Here is a 19,048-nt window from a genome sequence, read left to right on the forward strand (position 1 = left end):
TAGCTCAAACACTATCCAGCAAATTCATAACCAAAAAAATCCTATTATTCTCCCTTCCCTTTCAACAAGGCCGCCAAGCAACTTCAGAATCTTCAAAAAAAAACGATATTCTTTCTTCAGAAAAATCGATCACGCTCTTTGCTCTCTATGAACGATAGGCTCAATACTGGCTTCAAAAAATTCTTTTGTATAATCGTGTTGTGCATGGAGATTACGCAATTCATCATTGCTAAGTTCTTCAAGAATAATCCCTTTATGCATAATACCAACGCGTTCACAAATATGTGCAACAACAGCAAGATCATGGGACACCATCAAATAAGTAAGCTTTTTTCTCTCGCGCAATGATTTCAACAAGTTTAAAATTTCAGCCTGTACCGACACATCCAATGCAGATGTTGGCTCATCAAGCAACAAAACCTCTGGCTCGATAATTAAAGCACGAGCAAGAGCAATACGCTGACGCTGTCCTCCAGATAATTCATGAGGATAACGATAAAGAAATGAAGAATTTAAGCCAACGGAATCTAAAGCATCCTCCACCCGCTCTCTTTGATTATCCATGCCATGGATTTTGAGCGATTCAGAAAGAACCGTATGGACCATTTTTCTTGGATGCAGCGAAGCATAAGGATCTTGAAACACCATTTGAATACGACGCAGAAAACTCTTGTCCCTTTTTTTTGCAACCTCTTCTCCATCAAAAAGAAACTTTCCACTATACTCTGGAATAAGCCCCACCAATGTATTCAAAATAGTTGATTTTCCACATCCGGATTCACCAATCAGACCATAAGCTTCACCACGCTTAATATAAAAATTAACATTTTTAACAACGGTTACAGCCTTATGTCTGTGCCCAAACGTGACAGATAAATTAGAAACATCAATAATATTCTCACAATTTGTCATGATGAACCTCCTCAACACCATTAACAATCGTAGGATTATACAACCAATCAGGATCGCGCTCAGGAACAGCCAAAACATCAACAGGATTATCAAGCCGTGGCAAACTGGCGAGCAAAGCCTTCGTATAAGGGTGACAAGCGTGAGACAAATCAGAAGCAGGCAACTCTTCTAGCACACGACCCGCATACATCACTAAAATACGATCACAAAAATCAGCAATCATATTCAAATCATGACTAATGAAAATAAGCCCCGTTCCAGATTTTGTCACAAGTTCATCTAATACGGACAAAACTTGTCGTCTGACCGTAATATCAAGCGCAGATGTTGGTTCATCGGCAATAATTAAATCAGGTTTTGGAATGAGCATCATTGCAATCATCACGCGTTGCCCCATCCCCCCAGATATTTCATGAGGAAAGAGACGCATCACATGTTCAGGATCACGAATATGAACAGATTCTAACATAGATATGGTTCGCTCCCGCGCTTCAGCTTTTGAAACACGGTAATGAATACGGTAAGCCTCCATAATTTGTTCCCCAATCCGTATGAGTGGATTAAGTGAATATTTGGGATCCTGTAAAATCATTGAAATACGCTTACCGCGGATTTTTCGCATCTGAGGTTCACTGGCACGCAATAAATCGACATCCTCAAAGCGCATTTTTTTAGCTTTAACAATAGCTGATTTTGGACTCAGCTTTAGTATTGCGCGTCCAGTCATCGATTTGCCAGATCCGGATTCACCAACAATGCCAATTTTTTCTTTTCCGACAGAAAAGCTAACACCGCGCACAACTTCTGCAATGCCGCGCGTTGTGGGAAAAGAAATACGTAAATCTTCTACTTCTAATAATTTATTACCCATTGCGTGGATCCAATACATCACGAAGACCATCACCTAAAAGATTGAAAGCAAGGCTTGCAAATAATATTGCACAGCCTGGTATTGCTGCCAACCACCAATTTGTCATCATAAATTCCCGCCCTGAAGAAAGCATCGCTCCCCATTCAGGACTTGGAAGTTGTGCTCCCAACCCTAAAAATCCAAGGCCTGCAGCCGTTAAAATAATTCCAGACATATCTAAAGTTAATCGCACAATCACTGAAGGAATACACATAGGCGCAACATGAAACAAAATTATCCGCCAAGCAGAAGCCCCCTGCAAGCGAACCACAGAAACATAATCAGAAGAACGTATTGTCAAAGTCTCAGCGCGCGCTAAACGTGCGATTGGTGGCCACGCTGCAATTGAAATAGCAATAGAAGCATTTTCAATCCCTGGTCCTAATGCAGCTGAAAAAGCAAGAGCTAAAATCAACGCTGGAAAAGCGAGAAAAATATCAACAATACGCATGAGCACAGTATCAACCCATCCACCCACATAACCAGAGACAGTCCCAACAATAAGCCCTATTGGTCCGACAATAATGGTTGTGAGAAAAACAACATAAAGAGTAATACGAGAACCAAAAACAAGACGACTAAAAATGTCACGTCCTAATTCATCTGTCCCAAAATAATGCGCCATAGAGGGGGGCTGCAACCGATGCCCCAGATCATTGCTCAAAAAATCGTGCGTCGCAATCCAAGGAGCAAAAAGTGCGCATATGATAATAATACAAATAATAAACAGACCAAAGACAGCTGAAAAGTTATGAAAAAACTTCACCAGTGCGTGATAAATTCTTTGTATGTTTGCTTGTATTATGGACCGTGGAACAGGATCGTTTAACCAAGAGCTCAAAGAAGATGATGATTGCGATTTGTGATGATTACTAACTGTCATATTCAACGTGTCCTTGGATCAAAAATGCGATAAAGCAAATCAGAAAATAAATTAATGGCAACAAAGATAAATCCTACAAGTAAAGTACATCCGACAACTGCATTCATGTCTCCAGCAAGGAGAGCATTTGTCAAATAATGTCCGAAACCAGGCCAAGCAAAAACTGTCTCCGTCAAAACAGCCCCTTCTAATAAAAAAGCATAAGAAAGTGCAACAACGGTAATAACTTGAACCGCAGCATTCCGAAAGGCATGCCCCCAAACGGTTCGTGCCCACGATAATCCCTTTACACGAGCAGTAATAATATATTCTTGATTAAGCTGCTCAATCATAAACCCCCGAGTCATACGACTAATATAAGCCATAGCACCAAAAGCTAAGATCAAAGCAGGCATAATAATGTGACTAAAGACATTCCCAAAAGCCTCCCATTGTCCTTGGCTCGCGGTATCCCAAAGAAAAAATCCTGTTTTGGGTTCAAAAGAATATTCATAAAGAAAATCGAGGCGTCCTGGACCTCCAACCCAGCCAAGCTTGGCATAAAATATTAACAACGCCATAAGCCCAAGCCAAAATGTCGGGGTAGAATAACTCAAGAGTGTAAAAACACGGACAATATAATCAATAAATGAATCGCGATACATTGCTGCAAAAACACCAAAGGGAATTCCAAGAGTTGTGCCAATAACAATAGCAACAGTTGCAAGCTCTAATGTAGCAGGGAATACGCGCATAATATCAGCTAAAACAGGACGTCCAGACGTTAAAGCATCTCCAAAGTCGAATAAAAATACATTATGGAGATACTTCCAATATTGAACAATCAACGGCTTATCAAGACCCAGCTTATAGTACATGGCATCATAAGCTTCCTGACTGATATTATCACCAAGAATAGAGAGAACAGGATCGAGAGGAAGAAGATGACCAAGAAAAAAAGTAATCGTCACCAATCCAAGCAGTGTGATAAAAACTGAAATAAGAAGTTTTAATCCCTTGGACAAAAAATCCCATAAAAATAATTTTTTCTGCTTTTCTGATACAGCTCTTTCAGTCTCTGAAAGTGACAAAACCATTATAAAAATCCCCTCTGTAGCGATAAAACATAAAGCGAATACCTTTTTTATAGAATGAAACAACTTCTTATGAAGCATGTCCTGCAAGCCTTTTCCATAACATGCTTCTTTTTATTTTTCTGCTTCATTGTAATAAAGTCTGTAACTATTCCAAACCCATTTTTTGACTGCAGGTCCCATACCAACGGTATAATATGTCTGAAATAAATAAACCATCGGACCATGCTCTAGCACATAATGCTGTAAAGTACGATATTGCATAATACGCTTATGAGGGTCTTGCTCAAACAAAGCATCCATCACCATTTTATTAATATTTTCATCATAATATCCAGCGCGCCAAGCCAAATACATATTATGTTTTTTGGTAAATGTTGGGTCAGGATTAAACACGTGATTTAATGAAGCGGGATGTCCATCAGGATCAGCGCTCCCCCACCCCATAAGTGCAGTATCATAATTTCCGCCCCGTACACGACTTAACAATTGATTTTGTGCCATTTTTTCAATTGTAAGCTCCACACCAATTTTGCGTGCATTGGCTTGAATAGACTGCGCAACAGACGACATATAGCTAAGACTTCCAACGAGAAGATTAGCTTTAAAACCGTTAGGATAACCTGCTTCATTTATTAACTGTTTTGCTTTTTTAAAATCTAACTTAAAGGGAAGACCTTCTTTTTCATCCAAAGCACCAGGAACACCTAAAGACATATAAGTTGCCCGCGGAATAGCAATTCCCTTCAAGACAGTTTTTCCAAGACCTTCATAATCAACCAAATAACGAAGTGCTAATCTGACCTTTTCGTTCGCAAAAATTGCGTTCTTATTGTTTAACGATAGATAAATAATCTGCGGACGTAAAACACGACTAATTTTGACCGGACCGCCTTTTTTTTCAATGTCTAAAATATCTTCTGAAGAAAGGTCCCGCACTATATCCACATCACCTTTTTCCAAAAGAAGTCTTTGACTTGCTGAATCCGCCACATGACGCACGAAAATCTGCTTAATTTTAGGCACTTTCCCCCAATAATGCTGTGTAGCCTCTAACACAACTTTATCCCCTGGAGACCAACTTGCCAATTTATAAGGTCCAACACAAGCCGAATGTGTTGCTAAATATTTATTCCCCATATCACCGTTGATACTCTGCGCTTCAATTGTTTTCCGATCAAGCAGAGCTGAAGCATACGATTGTCCAATAACAGTCAAGATGAGCTGAATAGGATAGGGTTTATCTAATTTTAATTGTAAAGTCTTATCATCAAGAGCTTGAATATTTGTTTCGATATTATCTTTGGTAAACCCATAATCCATTAAAGATTGAGCATAACTCAAACCTAATTTAATAATCCGTCGCATCGACCATACGAGATCTTGCGCCGTCGCCACTCTCCCATCATCAAACTTTAAATCATCACGAAGATGAAAAACTATTCTTTTACCATTATCTAAAACATCCCAAGATTGTGCCATAGCCGGACGAATTTTTGTAGGATCATGCTCATCATATTGCACGAGTGCACTGCAAATATTCGTCAATAACTCACTTGTCACAACCTCAACGGTTTGCGCTGGATCAAAACTGCTCATTGAATCGATATTCCATGCCATCACCAATATATCTTTCGATGAAGCACTAAATGCTGATACGATAGCCCCATTTAAAAATCCCATTGTGCTTAATAAAACACAAATTCTTTTCAACATTCTTTTTTTCCCCATTTTATCGCTTCCTCTTGTACCTTTTCATACAAAGTGATTATGATTTTCCTCTTTTATCTTTTCAAGAGCAAGGTATCAAACATCAACTTCATCTAATCAAACTAAGCATCTATAAAGTAATTTTCTGATAGATCAATTTATTATTCAAAATGAAGAGAATTTGTAACCATAAACCCAAAATTCTTCAATATAACTTCCCATATCCATCTCTCCCTATCACTGACCTCAATCATATACGACACAATCCCCAGCAATTTCATCTTCTTTAAAAACTGAAGGGCTCTTACTGAGAAGAGTATTTTCATCATATAATTATGATCAGCTCTTTTTATCTTTGATGACATAAAAAGACACGCTTATTTTTCAATTGCACTATAAAAAACACGCGGCGCACTATTCCAAACCCATTTTTTGACATCAGGTGTCATCGCTATCACATTATATTTCTGAAAGATAAATGCATAAGGGCCTTTTTGCATTAACTCACGTTGTAAATCAGCATATATTTTTGCCCGTTTTTGTGGATCTTTTTGAAATAAAGCCTCTTCAACTTTGTGATTCATCTCTGTATCAAAATACCCATGCTGCCAACTAGGATAGGCTGTATTTTTTGCCTCAAACCGATTATCCGGATTATAAACAAGACGTGAAGCCATGGTATGGGGATCCGTAGATCCACTATTCCACCCAATAAAAGTTGTATCAAAAGCTCGTGCATCCACCTTTGAAAACAATTGCGTACCCGCTACACGTTCAATTTTAAGACGCACCCCGGCTTGTGCCGCACTATCTTGGAGTGACTGGGCAAGTGCTAAAGTATAAGGAGAATTTGCAACAAGAAATTTTGCCTCAAATCCATTTGGATAACCAGCCTCTGCTAAAAGTTTCTTGGCTTTTTGAATATCAAGCTTAAAGGGCTGTCCTTCTTTTTCATCCAAAGCGCCAAAATTGCCAAGAGGAATAAAACTTGCCCGTGGGATACCAACACCCTTGAGAAGCTTCTTGCCAAAACCTTCATAGTCTATGAGATAGCGCATCGCCAAGCGTACTTTTTCCTTAGCAAAAATGGGATTTGTCATATTAAATCCCCAATACATCATACTTGGCACCAACACCTTTTCAACTTTAACATCTGTTGTTTTTTGCAAATCTGCAAGATCTTCAGAGGTCAAATTACGAGCCACATCAATATCGTGCTTTTGCAACAACAAACGTTGTGTTCCAGGCTCTGCAACATGGCGAATGAGTATCTGCTTCAATTTTGGTACTTCCCCCCAATAATGGGAGCTTGCACGCAACAAAAGAGCTTCTCCAGGGCGCCAACTTTTTAACTGATAAGGACCAATACAAGCAGCATGCGTTTTTAAATACTGATTTCCCAGATCGCCATCTTTTTCATGCCTCATAATTGTCTCACGATCAAGCAAAGCCGTGACATGATTTGCAACAACATTATTAAGAATAAGCTCTGCTGGATAAGGCTTATCAAATTTCATCACCACCGTTTTTTCATCGGGAGTTTGCAAAGCATCATCAACATTTTGCTCTGTAATCCCATATTCATTAAAAGTTGCCGCATCAGCCATTTTTAATTTGACAACCCGCTTCATCCCCCAAACAAGATCATTGGCGTTAGCTGCTCTCCCATCATTAAACTTCAAACCATCGCGCAAATGAAAGGTAATTACCGTACTGTGATCATCCCCCGAAACATCCCAATGTTTTGCTAATGCTGGAACTATTTTTGTTGGATCATCTGCTGCTGTAGTGACCAAATTATCACAAATATTTTCAATAATTTCACTTGCATAAACATCATTGCTTTGGGCAGGATCAAATGTACTGATTGCATCCATATTCCAAGCCATCACAAGAGTATTCGGCGGCGTTTTTGCTATAACTTGTTGTGCAACCATCCCCAGTGCCATAAGAACAGAAACAAGAGAGCTGCTCCTTTTCAATATTTTTTTCTTCAAGCTCATAAAATTTCCCCTTTATTTTTTATCAATGAATGACATTGAAATGACATGCAAATTTATAATCATAAAGGGCATATTTATAATTATAAAGATTGAGAAAATATGTTCTCATCACTTATACAGAGTCATCTCCTTTTAAATTTCATCCACTTTATAAATTCATTGATTGACAGTCTTAATCAAACCATAGTGAACATGGAATATATGTTTACCAACCAATATCACATTCTTTTCATAATGCTCTTTGCACGCGACAATGCGCTTTATCACCCTCTAATTAATCATCAAAACAAAATTCATGATACAATTTTCCCCAAAGACATAACGAATATAAATCCTTCTAAACTTTAGTATGCATCATTGCTTTGCCGCTATAAAAATAGAATAGCAAACAACATGCTGTAATAAAACGTTTGGTTTCAACAACCACATACAGAGATTCAATGAGCAATGTCGTGAATACCAGCCTGTCTGAGCTTAAGTATCCTCCCCAAAACTGGAGCTCACACGCAGCAAAACCCCTCTTTAATAGAAGAAAGTTATCAGATAAAAAAAACTAACACAAGCAGCTTGAGCTATTTAACGTCAATTTTTCATCGCAGCATTTTATTTTGTATGACCTAGAAAGGTCTTGAATGATCGACCACCACACATAAACCAACGATCATACAACCCAAGCAAAATATAACAATGCAACACCAGCTCCATTTAAAAATCATTTTGCATTCATCAATAAACATGAATAAAATATTCATGACTTATGATAACGTCCATGGCATTAACTGAGATAAAAACACCTCTTCTAAACCATTTCAAATGCCAAGCACTGTCATAATATTTTAGGACTGGCGAAGTGTGTATGATGGTACGGCTCATTCCTTCATAAGCGTAAGATAGTGATGCTCAATAACTTCGCTGTTATACCTATTCACCAGCACCGTCGAAAATGAGCTGAGGGGCGAAATGTTTTTTAAAGCACGTGAATTAGCAACCTAGTGATATCCTGCTTTATATATAAAATATCGTCCTTATCGAACTCCAGATACAGGAGGTTTAAGATATTACGCTTTTTTGCATTTTTTTTCATTCCCAAAAGTATACTTTTGTCATTTTAAAGTATACTGAAGACTAACAACAATTAAAAAAATCATCACTATTGTATCGTTTGTATGCTTCAATTATCTTATACGATAGAGTTTTATAATTGCACATTTATGAAACAATTCGATGGTTATCCTAGTTGATCAGTGGCCCTTATGACTGAAATTTTACCAATTTATCGACAAAAACACCCTTCAAGATGATCATTGACAATTCCTACAGACTGCATAAAAGCATAACAAATCGTGGGGCCAACAAATCTCCAGCCGCGCTTCTTTAAGTCTTGAGAAAGACGAAGAGAAGCTGGAGTGATAGGATTTGCTAACAATGCTTGAAAATCTATCTTTTCATAACGCTCCGATTGTGGTGGCTGAAAAGACCAGAAATAGTTGGACAAGCTCCCCCACTCTGTGATAATTTCCTGTGCTCTCAAAGCATTATTCAGCACAGATCGAATTTTCCCTTGATGGCGAACAATGCCTTTATTCTGCATCAACATTTGCACCTTTAGTGCATCGTAATGAGCAATCTTTTCAAAGTCAAAATCATCAAATGCAACGCGAAAAAAAGAGCGTTTTTTTAAAATTGTAAACCAAGAAAGCCCCGCTTGAAAACCTTCAAGACAAATTTTTTCAAACAAAGGGATATCCTCAAAAACAGGTTTTCCCCATTCGTTATCATGATAAGCACAATAAAGTGGATCGGTTCCTGCCCATGCACAACGAACTTTTCCATCCACTCCCTTAAGAAGACCTTCGGCAAGCATAATCTTCACCGTATTAAAACAGAGTTCCTTGATCATCGCTTAGCGACTTTATCTTCCTATGTTTTGAACGTGTCGGAGAAACAGGCTCTTGTGTTGCAACACAGATATCTCCATCAAAAAAGCGTAAATTTATTTGTCCACTTTCAGGAAACTGCGCCAACCGTTTAATAGGTTTATGATCTTGCCCCAAAGCCAAAACAAAACCGCGCTCTAAAATATTCTGATAAGAAGTGCTTTTTAAAAGCCTACATGCCAACTCTAACGCCGCACGTTGTTTTTCTACACTGCGCATAAAAGCACGATAAAGGCGTGCCGTATATTCCTTTGTATGGCGTTGTGCTTTTTCACTCTTTAACAAACGGGGCGAAAGACGGAGATGAAGAGCATGAAAAGAAAAACGTTTTTTATCGTAACTCACACAAAGAGCACGCTGTAATCGACTTGAAATTTCATCAAAACCACGCCGCGGTAGAGCAAAAAGTTGATCAGTAGAGGGAAGACCTCGTCTGGCTGCACACAACTTTTGTTGATGAAAATCAAAAGAACGCGCAAGTCCTTTACGCAAACGTGCCCCAAGTGACGCGACACACACTTCAAGATCAAGCTTGACGGGAACAGCCTTTTCTGCGGCTCCTGTAGGGGTTGGAGCACGCCAATCAGCGACATAATCAATCAAAGTCCAGTCTGTTTCATGCCCAACAGCAGAAATAACGGGAAGGTCAGAAGCATAAACAGCACGAACAACAGCTTCGTCATTAAACCCCCATAAATCTTCTAAACTTCCTCCTCCTCGTGCAACAATAATGAGATCAGGCTTTGGAATAAGCCCTCCTGAAGCAAGTGCATTAAAACCTTCAACAGCAGCAGCCACTTCGCTCCCGCTTGTTTCCCCCTGCACACGAACAGGCCAAACCAAAATATGCAACGGAAAACGATCAGAAATACGATGAATAATATCGCGAATAACAGCCCCCGTAGGGGATGTTACAACCCCTATAATTCGAGGCATGTAAGGCAAAGGCTTTTTCTTTGCTGCATCAAATAAGCCTTCTTCTGCAAATCTTTTCTTACGATTTTCAAGAAGAGTCATCAAAGCACCAACCCCTGTTGGTTCAAGAGCCTCAATGACAATTTGATATTTCGATGACCCTGGATAAGTCGTAAGCTTGCCCACAGCAATAACTTCCATCCCTTCTTCAGGAGGAAATTTGAGCTTTTCCAAGGAACCGCGCCAAATAACAGCTTCTAACCGCGCCTTATCATCTTTTAAGGCAAAATAAGCATGACCCGAAGCATGAGCACCGCGATAACCCGAGATCTCTCCACGCACCCGTACATATCCAAACTTTTCTTCCACAACACGCTTTAAAGCGCCTGCTATTTCGGAAACAGTAAATTCCGCAACATTCGTTGCACTTGTCTTTTCACCAAACAAACCTACCATTTTTTAATTCTTTACGCCCGTTTCTGTGAATCTTTTTAAAACAACGCATCTTTAATTTTTAATATAGCTTTACCCAATGTCAGTAACACCAATGAGCAAATAGTGTCCACCTTTAACCTCACGCCGATGATCAAAACCATCAAGGCTAAAAACATGGAGATCAGCTGATTGTTGCATCTAGAATTTTATCAATGAAGGTTAAAATATTCAATCTCAACATCCATAAAAATTTAATGAGAAAAAGAATACCTTTCTAAAAGAGCCCTATCTTGAAAAGACCTCTCTATACAACACATCCATCTGTTAGCGATAAACTTCAACGTTTTGCAAAGCTTTTAAACCACATGCAAAACGTCGAAGATATCATGATCGTATTTTTCCATTTTGCCAATAAAAATTATTTTTCAATGGCAGCATAAAAAATACGTGGTGCACCATTCCACACCCATTTTTTGACATCAGGTGTCATAGCGACAATATTATATGTCTGATAGATAAAAGCATAGGGTCCTTTTTGCATAAATTCACGCTGTAAGTCAGCATACATTTGTGCCCGTTTCTGTGGATCTTTTTGAAAGAGGGCATCTTTCACCTTTTTATTCATATCTTCATCCAAATAGCCATGGCACCAACTAGGATAGCCTGTGTTTTTAGCTTCAAACCGATTGTCAGGGTTTAAAATAAAACGTGCAGCCATTGTATGAGGATCGGAAGAAGAGTTATTCCATCCTATAAAAATGGTATCAAAACTGCGGGCATAAAGTTTTGAAAACAACTGCGTCCCGATAAAATGTTCAATCTTAAAGCGCACACCCACCTTTTTTGCATTGTCCTGAATAGACTGAGCAATAGGCAAAGCAAAAGGGTAAGGAGATTTTCCTGCAAAAATATTGGCTTCAAAACCATTTGGATACCCTGCTTCTGTTAAAAGCTGCTTGGCTTTTTGAAGATCAAGTTTAAAGGGTTGCCCTTCTTTTTCATCCAAAGCCCCAAAATTACCAAGAGGAACAAAGCTTGCCCGTGGAATGCCCACATCTTTAAGAAGAGTCTTTCCCAAAGTGTCATAATCGATAAGATAGCGCATCGCTAAGCGTACTTTTTCATTGGCAAAAATAGGATTTGTTGTATTGAACCCCCATACGATCAGAGATGGAGCCAATATTTTTTCCACCTTAATATCTGTTGTTGCTTGGAGATCGGCTATATTTTCTGGCGTCAAATTACGAGCCACATCAATATCGTGTTTTTCCAACAACAAACGTTGTGTACCAGGCTCTGCAATATGCCGAATGAGAATCTTCTTCAATTTGGGTGCCTCTCCCCAATAATGGGAACTTGCACGCAACAAAATTCCTTCTCCAGGACGCCAACTTTCTAACTGATAAGGACCAACGCAAGCAGCATGACTTGCCAAATAGCGATTTCCCATATCACCATCTTGTTCGTGTTTCATAAGTGTTTCACGATCAAGCAAAGCAACAGTACGATTAGTAGAAATATTGCTCAGAATAAGCTCTGCTGGATAAGGTTTATCAAATTTCATCACCACGGTCTTCTCATCGGGTGCTTGAAAAGCCTCATCAACATTTTTTTCTGTGATACCATATTCATTAAAAGTTGCCGCATTAGACAGTTTCAATTTGACAACCCGCCTCATCCCCCAAACAAGATCACGAGCACCAGCAGGTCGACCATCATTAAACTTTAAATCATCGCGCAAATGAAAAATAATCACTGTACTCTGGTCATCGCTTGCAACATCCCAACTCTTTGCCAAAGAAGGAACGATTTTAGCTTCATCATTTTTAGCAGAATCAACCAAATTGTCACAAACATTGACAACAATTTCAGCGCCATACCGATCATTGAGCTGCGCAGGATCAAAATTACTAATCGCATCAAGATCCCAAGCCATCACGAGGGTATCGGCCGGTGTTTTGGCTGCAACTTGTTGCACTAACATCCCAAACGCAATAATTGCAGAGGCAAAAGAACTGCTTCCTTTGAATATTTTTCTTTTTAAGTTCATAGATTTTTCCCCTTAGAGTTTATTATATAAATTTTTCACGCAATAAAAACGTGCATAAATAAAAAGATCAAACTTAGAAAACACACCTCCTAAAGACAAAATATCAAACCCTTGAAACAGCAGGAGCAGCCCCCTAGACGATATTGGTAGCTAAAACAAAAGAGATAACGGAAAATGATCTGATAAACTGATGAGTGACACCACAAATGACAACAGCATCTATTGGTGATGTCACAACACCTGTAACTTTGAACATACAAGCCAAAGATCTTCTTTATCGCATCAAACAAGGCTTCCTCCTCAAACCTCTTTTTGCGATTTTCTAAAAAGAGTCTTTAAAGCACCGACTTCGGTTTCTTTAAAAACCTCAATCACCCTTTGATACTTTGACAATCCTCACAAGTATGTTTCCAGCAATGCCCACTTTTCTCCTTCTTCACAAGAAAATTTGAGCCTTCCATGAAACCACATCAAAGGACAATCTCCAGCCTCTTATCGTTTTTTTAGGAAAGACGATAAATTTGAAGCATTCGCTCCACAATAATCTCATATTCCCCCAACGCACCTGCATATAACCCAATTTTTCTCAACAACACACTTTAAGGTCCCCACTTTTTCTAAAAAATACTAAATTCTGCTTATATTCAGTATGCCCACTTCTTGAATAAACAAATTTATTATTTTTTGCTTCACTTCAGATTGAAATCTCCAATCTTAATACCTATGTATATAGATGTTTAATAAAAATTCATAGCCCTTCTTTCAAGAAGAGTATGTTAGAATTATTCTATAATGTATTTTAAATGCATTTTACCGATAAACTCCGATATTTTGCAAAGCCTTTAAGCCCTGTGCAAAACACCGAAGATATCATCATCACATTCATTGTTGTATGTTACAACATTTAAAACGTGTTTATTTTTCAATGGCAGCATAAAAAATACGTGGTGCACTATTCCACACCCATTTTTTAACATCAGGTGTCATAGCGATAATGCTATATGTCTGATAGATAAAAGCATAGGGTCCTTTTTGCATAAATTCACGCTGTAAATCAGCATATATTTGTGCCCGTTTCTGTGAATCTTTTTCAAACAAGGCTTCCCTTACCTTTTTATTCATATCTTCATCAAAATACCCAAGGCACCAACTAAGGTAACCCGTATTTTTAGCTTCAAACCGATTATCAGGATTAAAAATAAGACGTGAAGCCATTGTATGAGGATCCGCAGAGTCATTATTCCATCCAACAAAAATTGTATCAAAACTGCGGGCATAAAGTTTTGAAAACAACTGCGTCCCCACAAAATGTTCAATCTTAAAGCGCACACCTATCTTTTTTGCATTGTCTTGGAGTGACTGAGCAATAGGCAAAGCAAAAGGATAGGGAGAGGTTCCTGCATAAATATTAGCCTCAAAACCATTCGGATAACCTGCTTCTGTTAAAAGCTGCTTGGCTTTTTGAAGATCAAGTTTAAAGGGTTGTCCTTCTTTTTCATCCAATGCCCCAAGATTTCCAATGGGAATAAAGCTTGCCCGTGGAATACCAACATCTTTAAGGAGGGTCTTTCCCAAAGTGTCATAATCGATAAGATAGCGCATCGCTAAGCGTACCTTTTCATTGGCAAAAATAGGGTTTGTTGCATTGAAGCCCCATATTATCATGGACGGAGCCAACACTTTTTCGACTTTAATATCTGTTGTTGCTTGAAGATCAGCTATATCCTCTGGCGTTACATTACGGGCCACATCAATATCGTGTTTTTCCAACAACAAACGTTGTGTACTAGGCTCTGCAATATGACGAATGAGAATTTGCTTCAACTTGGGCGCCTCTCCCCAATAATGGGAACTTGCCCGCAACAAAATCGCATCTCCAGAACGCCAGTTCACTAACTGATAAGGACCAACACAAGCAGCGTGACTTGCCAAATAGCGATTGCCCATATCTCCATCTTGTTCGTGTTTCATAATTGTCTCACGATCAAGCAAAGCAGCAAGACGAAGCGTAACCATATGGCTAAGGATGAGCTGTGCTGGATAAAGCTTATCAAATTTCATCACCACGGTCTTGTCATCTGGGGCTTGAAGAGTAGAATCAACATTTTGTTCTGTAATTCCATACTCATTGAACATTGCCGCTGCAGACAATTTTAACTTAACAATCCGCTTCATACTCCAAACAAGATCATTGGCACCAGCAGGACGACCATCATTAAATTTCAGACCATCACGTAAATGAAAAGTAAGTACCGTCCCTTTGCCATCATCCGAAACATCCCAACTTTTTGCCAAAGAAGGAACAACTTTAGCAGCATCATCTGTCGCAGAATCGATCAAATTATCACAAATATTGCCAATAATTTCATTGCCATAACGTTCATTGATCTGTGCAGGATCAAAAGTCTCAATTGAATCAAGATTCAAAGCCATTACAAGAGTATCAGCCGGTGTTTTGGCTAAAACTGGTTTTACAACCATCCCCAAAGCCATAAGAGCAGAAATAAAAGGACTGCTCCCTTTTAATATTTTTCTTTTTAAGTTCATAGATTTCTCCCTTTAAAGGTTATTATATAAATTTTCCATGCTACAAAGATACGCAAAATAATAAAATGGGATGAACTACAGGCTCCAAGAGATAAAGTTTTAAAACCTTCACCCCAAAACCTCTTTTAATATCATCAAAGCACTCCCCCCTATTGGCTCAAGTACCTTAATAACAAAGAGCCTTCATAAGAATTTGAAATATCGATAAAATAGAAAATTTCGTCAATTTGCCAAGTGCAACGACTTTCATTCTTTCTTCAAGTTTTTGCTTCACTCCCCGTAAAACAACACCTTCCAATTGGCATCTCATCATTTTTCACAGAAAAAGAAAACACGAACACCATAAAAAACGGATATTCCTCACCCTCTCAATATACTTCCATAAAAAATTTTTGCTTCAATATTGCAAAGCCTTTTATCCTTTAGAAATAATACATTATGCGACATTGGTTGTACTGTTTTTTTCAGCAAAGAAATTGCCTCTTTCGCATTCAGAGAAGTTGAAATGTTCAATCTTAACAGCCATGCAAACACATCTTCAATAAGAAGAAAAAATCACTCTTCACAGAGTTTCTTGAAAAGATATTCAACAACATACTCACTCCTCACCCATAAATTCGGCATATTGTAAAGCTCGAAAACTTATGCAAAACGCCGAATATATCATGGCTATACTCTTTATCTATTTGAGAGCATTGTAGACACACTTATTTTTCAATTTTATTATAAAAAATTTGTGGCGCACTATTCCAAACCCATTTTTTGACATCAGGTGTCATCGCGATAACGGTATATTTCTGGAAGATAAACGCATAAGGTCCTTTTTGCATCAATTCACGTTGTAAATCAGCATATATTTTTGCCCGTTTTTGTGGATCTTTTTGAAATAAAGCCTCTTCAACTTTTTTATTCATCCTAACATCAACATACCCATGCTGCCAACTAGGATAGGCTGTATTTTTTGCTTCAAACCGATTATCAGGATTATAAACAAGACGTGAAGCCATGGTATGAGGATCCGCAGAGTCATTATTCCATCCAACAAAAATCGTATCAAAGCTACGTGCATAAAGTTTGGAAAACAACTGTGTCCCTGCCAAACGCTCAATTTTAAGATGCACACCTGCCTGTTCTGCACTATCTTGGATTGACTGAGCAAGGAGCAGCCTATAAGGATCATTTGAAACGAGGAAATTGGCCTCAAATCCGTTCGGATAACCAGCCTCTGCTAAAAGTTTCTTGGCTTTTTGAATATCAAGCTTAAAGGGCTGTCCTTCTTTTTCATCCAAAGCGCCAAAATTGCCAAGAGGAATAAAACTTGCCCGTGGGATACCAACACCCTTGAGAAGCTTCTTGCCAAGACCTTCATAGTCTATGAGATAGCGCATCGCCAAACGTACTTTTTCCTTAGCAAAAATGGGATTTGTCATATTGAAGCCCCAATACATCATAGATGGCTCTAACACTTCCTCGATTTTAACATCTGTTGTTTTTTGCAAATCTGCAAGATCTTCAGGGGTCAAATTACGAGCCACATCAATATCGTGCTTTTGCAACAACAAACGTTGTGTTCCAGGCTCTGCAACATGGCGAATGAGTATCTGCTTCAATTTTGGTACTTCCCCCCAATAATGGGAGCTTGCACGCAACAAAAGAGCTTCTCCAGGGCGCCAACTTTTTAACTGATAAGGACCAACACAAGCAGCATGCGTTTTTAAATACTGATTTCCCAGATCGCCATCTTTTTCGTGCTTCATAATTGTTTTATGATCAAGCAAAGCTGTTGCAGGACTTGCCACAATATTATTAAGAATAAGCTCTGCTGGATAAGGCTTATCAAATTTCATCACCACTGTTTTTTCATTGGGAGCTTGCAAAGCATCATCAACATTTTGCTCTGTAATGCCATATTCATTAAAAATTGCTGCATTCCCCATCTTCAATTTAACAACCCGCTTCATCCCCCAAACAAGATCATTGGCGTTGGCTGCTCTCCCATCATTAAACTTCAAACCATCGCGCAAATGAAAGGTAATCACCGTACTGTGATCATCCCCTGAAACATCCCAATGTGTTGCTAAAGACGGAACCATTTTAGCAGGATTATCTGTAGCACCACTCACCAAATTATCACAAACATTGCGAATAATTTCACTTCCATAAACATCTGTGAGTTGCGCGGGATCAAATGTACTGATTGCATCCATATTCCAAGCCATCACAAGAGTATTCGCCGGCGTTTTTGCTGAAGCCTGTTGTGCAACCATCCCCAGTGCCATAAGAACAGAAATAAGAGAGCCGCTACTTTTCAATATTTTTCTTTTCAAGTTCATAGACTTTTCCTTTTAACGTTTATTGTATAAATTCCCCACGCAATAAGAACGTGCAAAATAACAAGATTAGATGAACCATAGGCTCCAAGAGACAAAGGTTTAAAACTTTCAAACAACACTACCTACCAACCACTCCTCCTGCTATACTTATAAGCTCCTCCCCCAAGATGCACCGAAAAACAATTTAATATACAATAAATGGTATAACCGATAACAAAATCTACGCGTGATATCACAACATCTACCATTAAAAACTACACGACAAAGATTTTGTCTCTCTTGCTTGTCGAGCAAGCTTTCCCCTTCTTTCTTCTAGTTTTTTACGCCATCAAAGCCCCCCTGTTAGCTCAAGTGCCTTAATAACCCTTAATAACGATTTGATATTTCAACAAAACAGGAAAATTCACCCATTTTTCAACACCAACCAACTCTCTCCCTCTGCTGCAAGAGGAGTTTTGAATTTTTTCATACTTTCCCGCTCAATAACAAGCTCCTCATTATAGCGTATTTCAAAACAAAAAGAGCATGAGCACCAAAAATCCCTGATATTTACTCACGTATTCGTACAGCACAAAACTTTTTCAACATCCTATTTTAATACCCTCTGCTCCTTTAACAACACTCAATTCATTGCTTGTATTTTTCAGCAAAAAATATCTTTTCAATTCACTAAGGTTGAAATATCTAAATATAATGCCTATATAAGCACAGCATTATCAGAATAGATAGTCTTTTTTTTAAGTAAATTTCCTCAAAATATTATTTCTATACACGGAATAATAACAAGTCCGTTACAAAATCTTTAACGGATGAGAACGCTCACCCTAATGCGAAATATCAAAACGTTAAAAAATTCCCTTAGAAATTCTCAGAAATAAAAGGAGATTTCTTCATGTAATAAAATACGCGTGTATTTCAACGACCACCACCGGTATCACACCAGTACAAAGGTGTTAAAAAAATAAGAAAATATTTTTCCTTTATGATAATAAAACCACTCTACGATGATAATAAAATAAAAACACTAGAGATTCGAAAGTATATTTAAATGAGCCGAAAGAAAAAATTGTCAAATTCTTTTCATGTATTTCTTAAAGAAACATTCAGCCGTGTCGGTCTAAAATTACTGATCCTTTCATTCTTCATTGGCATCGTAATGAAGTTTTTTGGATGGACACCTCACAACCTCATACAAAAAATAATAGATTTTCTTCAATCTTTATGGGAAAGAGGATTTATAACGCTTACAAACTTCTTCCATATAACTATGATGGGCGCTATTATTGTTGTGCCTATTTTTCTTATCTCACGCATTTTTCATAAAAAATAAACGCTTTAAA

General features: G+C 38.3%; 13 protein-coding genes. 1 reads left to right on the plus strand and 12 read right to left on the minus strand.

Annotated elements, in window-relative coordinates:
- Nucleotides 1–129: 129 nt before the first annotated feature.
- The 12 genes from D1093_RS08150 to D1093_RS08200 all read right to left on the minus strand — a co-directional run bounded on the left by D1093_RS08150 (nucleotide 130) and on the right by D1093_RS08200 (nucleotide 17,708).
- On the minus strand, nucleotides 130–912 hold the full coding sequence (locus D1093_RS08150; protein WP_120101872.1) for an ABC transporter ATP-binding protein: 783 nt from the start codon (nucleotides 910–912) through the stop codon (nucleotides 130–132).
- Nucleotides 899–1,783, minus strand: coding sequence for an ABC transporter ATP-binding protein (locus D1093_RS08155; protein ID WP_120101874.1), 885 nt, complete (start codon nucleotides 1,781–1,783; stop codon nucleotides 899–901). Before D1093_RS08155 ends, D1093_RS08150 begins: the two co-directional genes overlap by 14 nt.
- On the minus strand, nucleotides 1,776–2,705 hold the full coding sequence (locus D1093_RS08160) for an ABC transporter permease (RefSeq protein WP_120101876.1): 930 nt from the start codon (nucleotides 2,703–2,705) through the stop codon (nucleotides 1,776–1,778). The genes D1093_RS08155 and D1093_RS08160 overlap by 8 nt, the downstream gene beginning before the upstream one ends.
- Before the next feature lie 2 nt (nucleotides 2,706–2,707).
- The gene (locus D1093_RS08165) at nucleotides 2,708–3,781 is read right to left on the minus strand and encodes an ABC transporter permease (RefSeq protein WP_120101878.1); all 1,074 of its coding nucleotides are present in this window, start codon (nucleotides 3,779–3,781) and stop codon (nucleotides 2,708–2,710) included.
- Nucleotides 3,782–3,892: 111 nt separating this feature from the next.
- The gene (locus D1093_RS08170; protein WP_120101880.1) at nucleotides 3,893–5,509 is read right to left on the minus strand and encodes an ABC transporter substrate-binding protein; all 1,617 of its coding nucleotides are present in this window, start codon (nucleotides 5,507–5,509) and stop codon (nucleotides 3,893–3,895) included.
- Nucleotides 5,510–5,865: 356 nt separating this feature from the next.
- A complete protein-coding gene (locus D1093_RS08175; RefSeq protein WP_120101882.1) occupies nucleotides 5,866–7,491 on the minus strand; it encodes an ABC transporter substrate-binding protein in 1,626 nt (541 codons plus the stop codon).
- A 1,273-nt stretch (nucleotides 7,492–8,764) separates the two neighbouring features.
- Nucleotides 8,765–9,391, minus strand: coding sequence for a DNA-3-methyladenine glycosylase I (locus D1093_RS08180; protein ID WP_120101886.1), 627 nt, complete (start codon nucleotides 9,389–9,391; stop codon nucleotides 8,765–8,767).
- Entirely contained in the window at nucleotides 9,369–10,799 is a 1,431-nt protein-coding gene (gene xseA, locus D1093_RS08185; protein ID WP_120101888.1) for an exodeoxyribonuclease VII large subunit, read from the minus strand. The genes D1093_RS08180 and xseA overlap by 23 nt, the downstream gene beginning before the upstream one ends.
- Before the next feature lie 397 nt (nucleotides 10,800–11,196).
- Complete coding sequence (locus D1093_RS08190; RefSeq protein WP_120101890.1) at nucleotides 11,197–12,828, minus strand: ABC transporter substrate-binding protein; 1,632 nt, start codon at nucleotides 12,826–12,828, stop codon at nucleotides 11,197–11,199.
- A gap of 133 nt (nucleotides 12,829–12,961) precedes the next feature.
- Nucleotides 12,962–13,084, minus strand: coding sequence for a hypothetical protein (locus tag D1093_RS10485; protein ID WP_280178758.1), 123 nt, complete (start codon nucleotides 13,082–13,084; stop codon nucleotides 12,962–12,964).
- Between the two features lie 659 nt (nucleotides 13,085–13,743).
- A complete protein-coding gene (locus D1093_RS08195) occupies nucleotides 13,744–15,375 on the minus strand; it encodes an ABC transporter substrate-binding protein (RefSeq protein ID WP_120101892.1) in 1,632 nt (543 codons plus the stop codon).
- A gap of 707 nt (nucleotides 15,376–16,082) precedes the next feature.
- Nucleotides 16,083–17,708, minus strand: coding sequence for an ABC transporter substrate-binding protein (locus tag D1093_RS08200; RefSeq protein ID WP_120101894.1), 1,626 nt, complete (start codon nucleotides 17,706–17,708; stop codon nucleotides 16,083–16,085).
- A 1,048-nt stretch (nucleotides 17,709–18,756) separates the two neighbouring features.
- On the opposite strand from D1093_RS08200, the gene D1093_RS10330 reads away from it, so the two are divergent.
- Nucleotides 18,757–19,038: a DUF6460 domain-containing protein gene (locus tag D1093_RS10330; RefSeq protein ID WP_120101896.1), complete on the plus strand. Its 282-nt coding sequence runs from the start codon at nucleotides 18,757–18,759 to the stop codon at nucleotides 19,036–19,038.
- The last annotated feature ends 10 nt before the right edge of the window (nucleotides 19,039–19,048 follow it).

Source organism: Bartonella kosoyi (assembly GCF_003606325.2).
In the GTDB taxonomy this organism is placed as follows: Bacteria; Pseudomonadota; Alphaproteobacteria; order Rhizobiales; family Rhizobiaceae; genus Bartonella; species Bartonella kosoyi.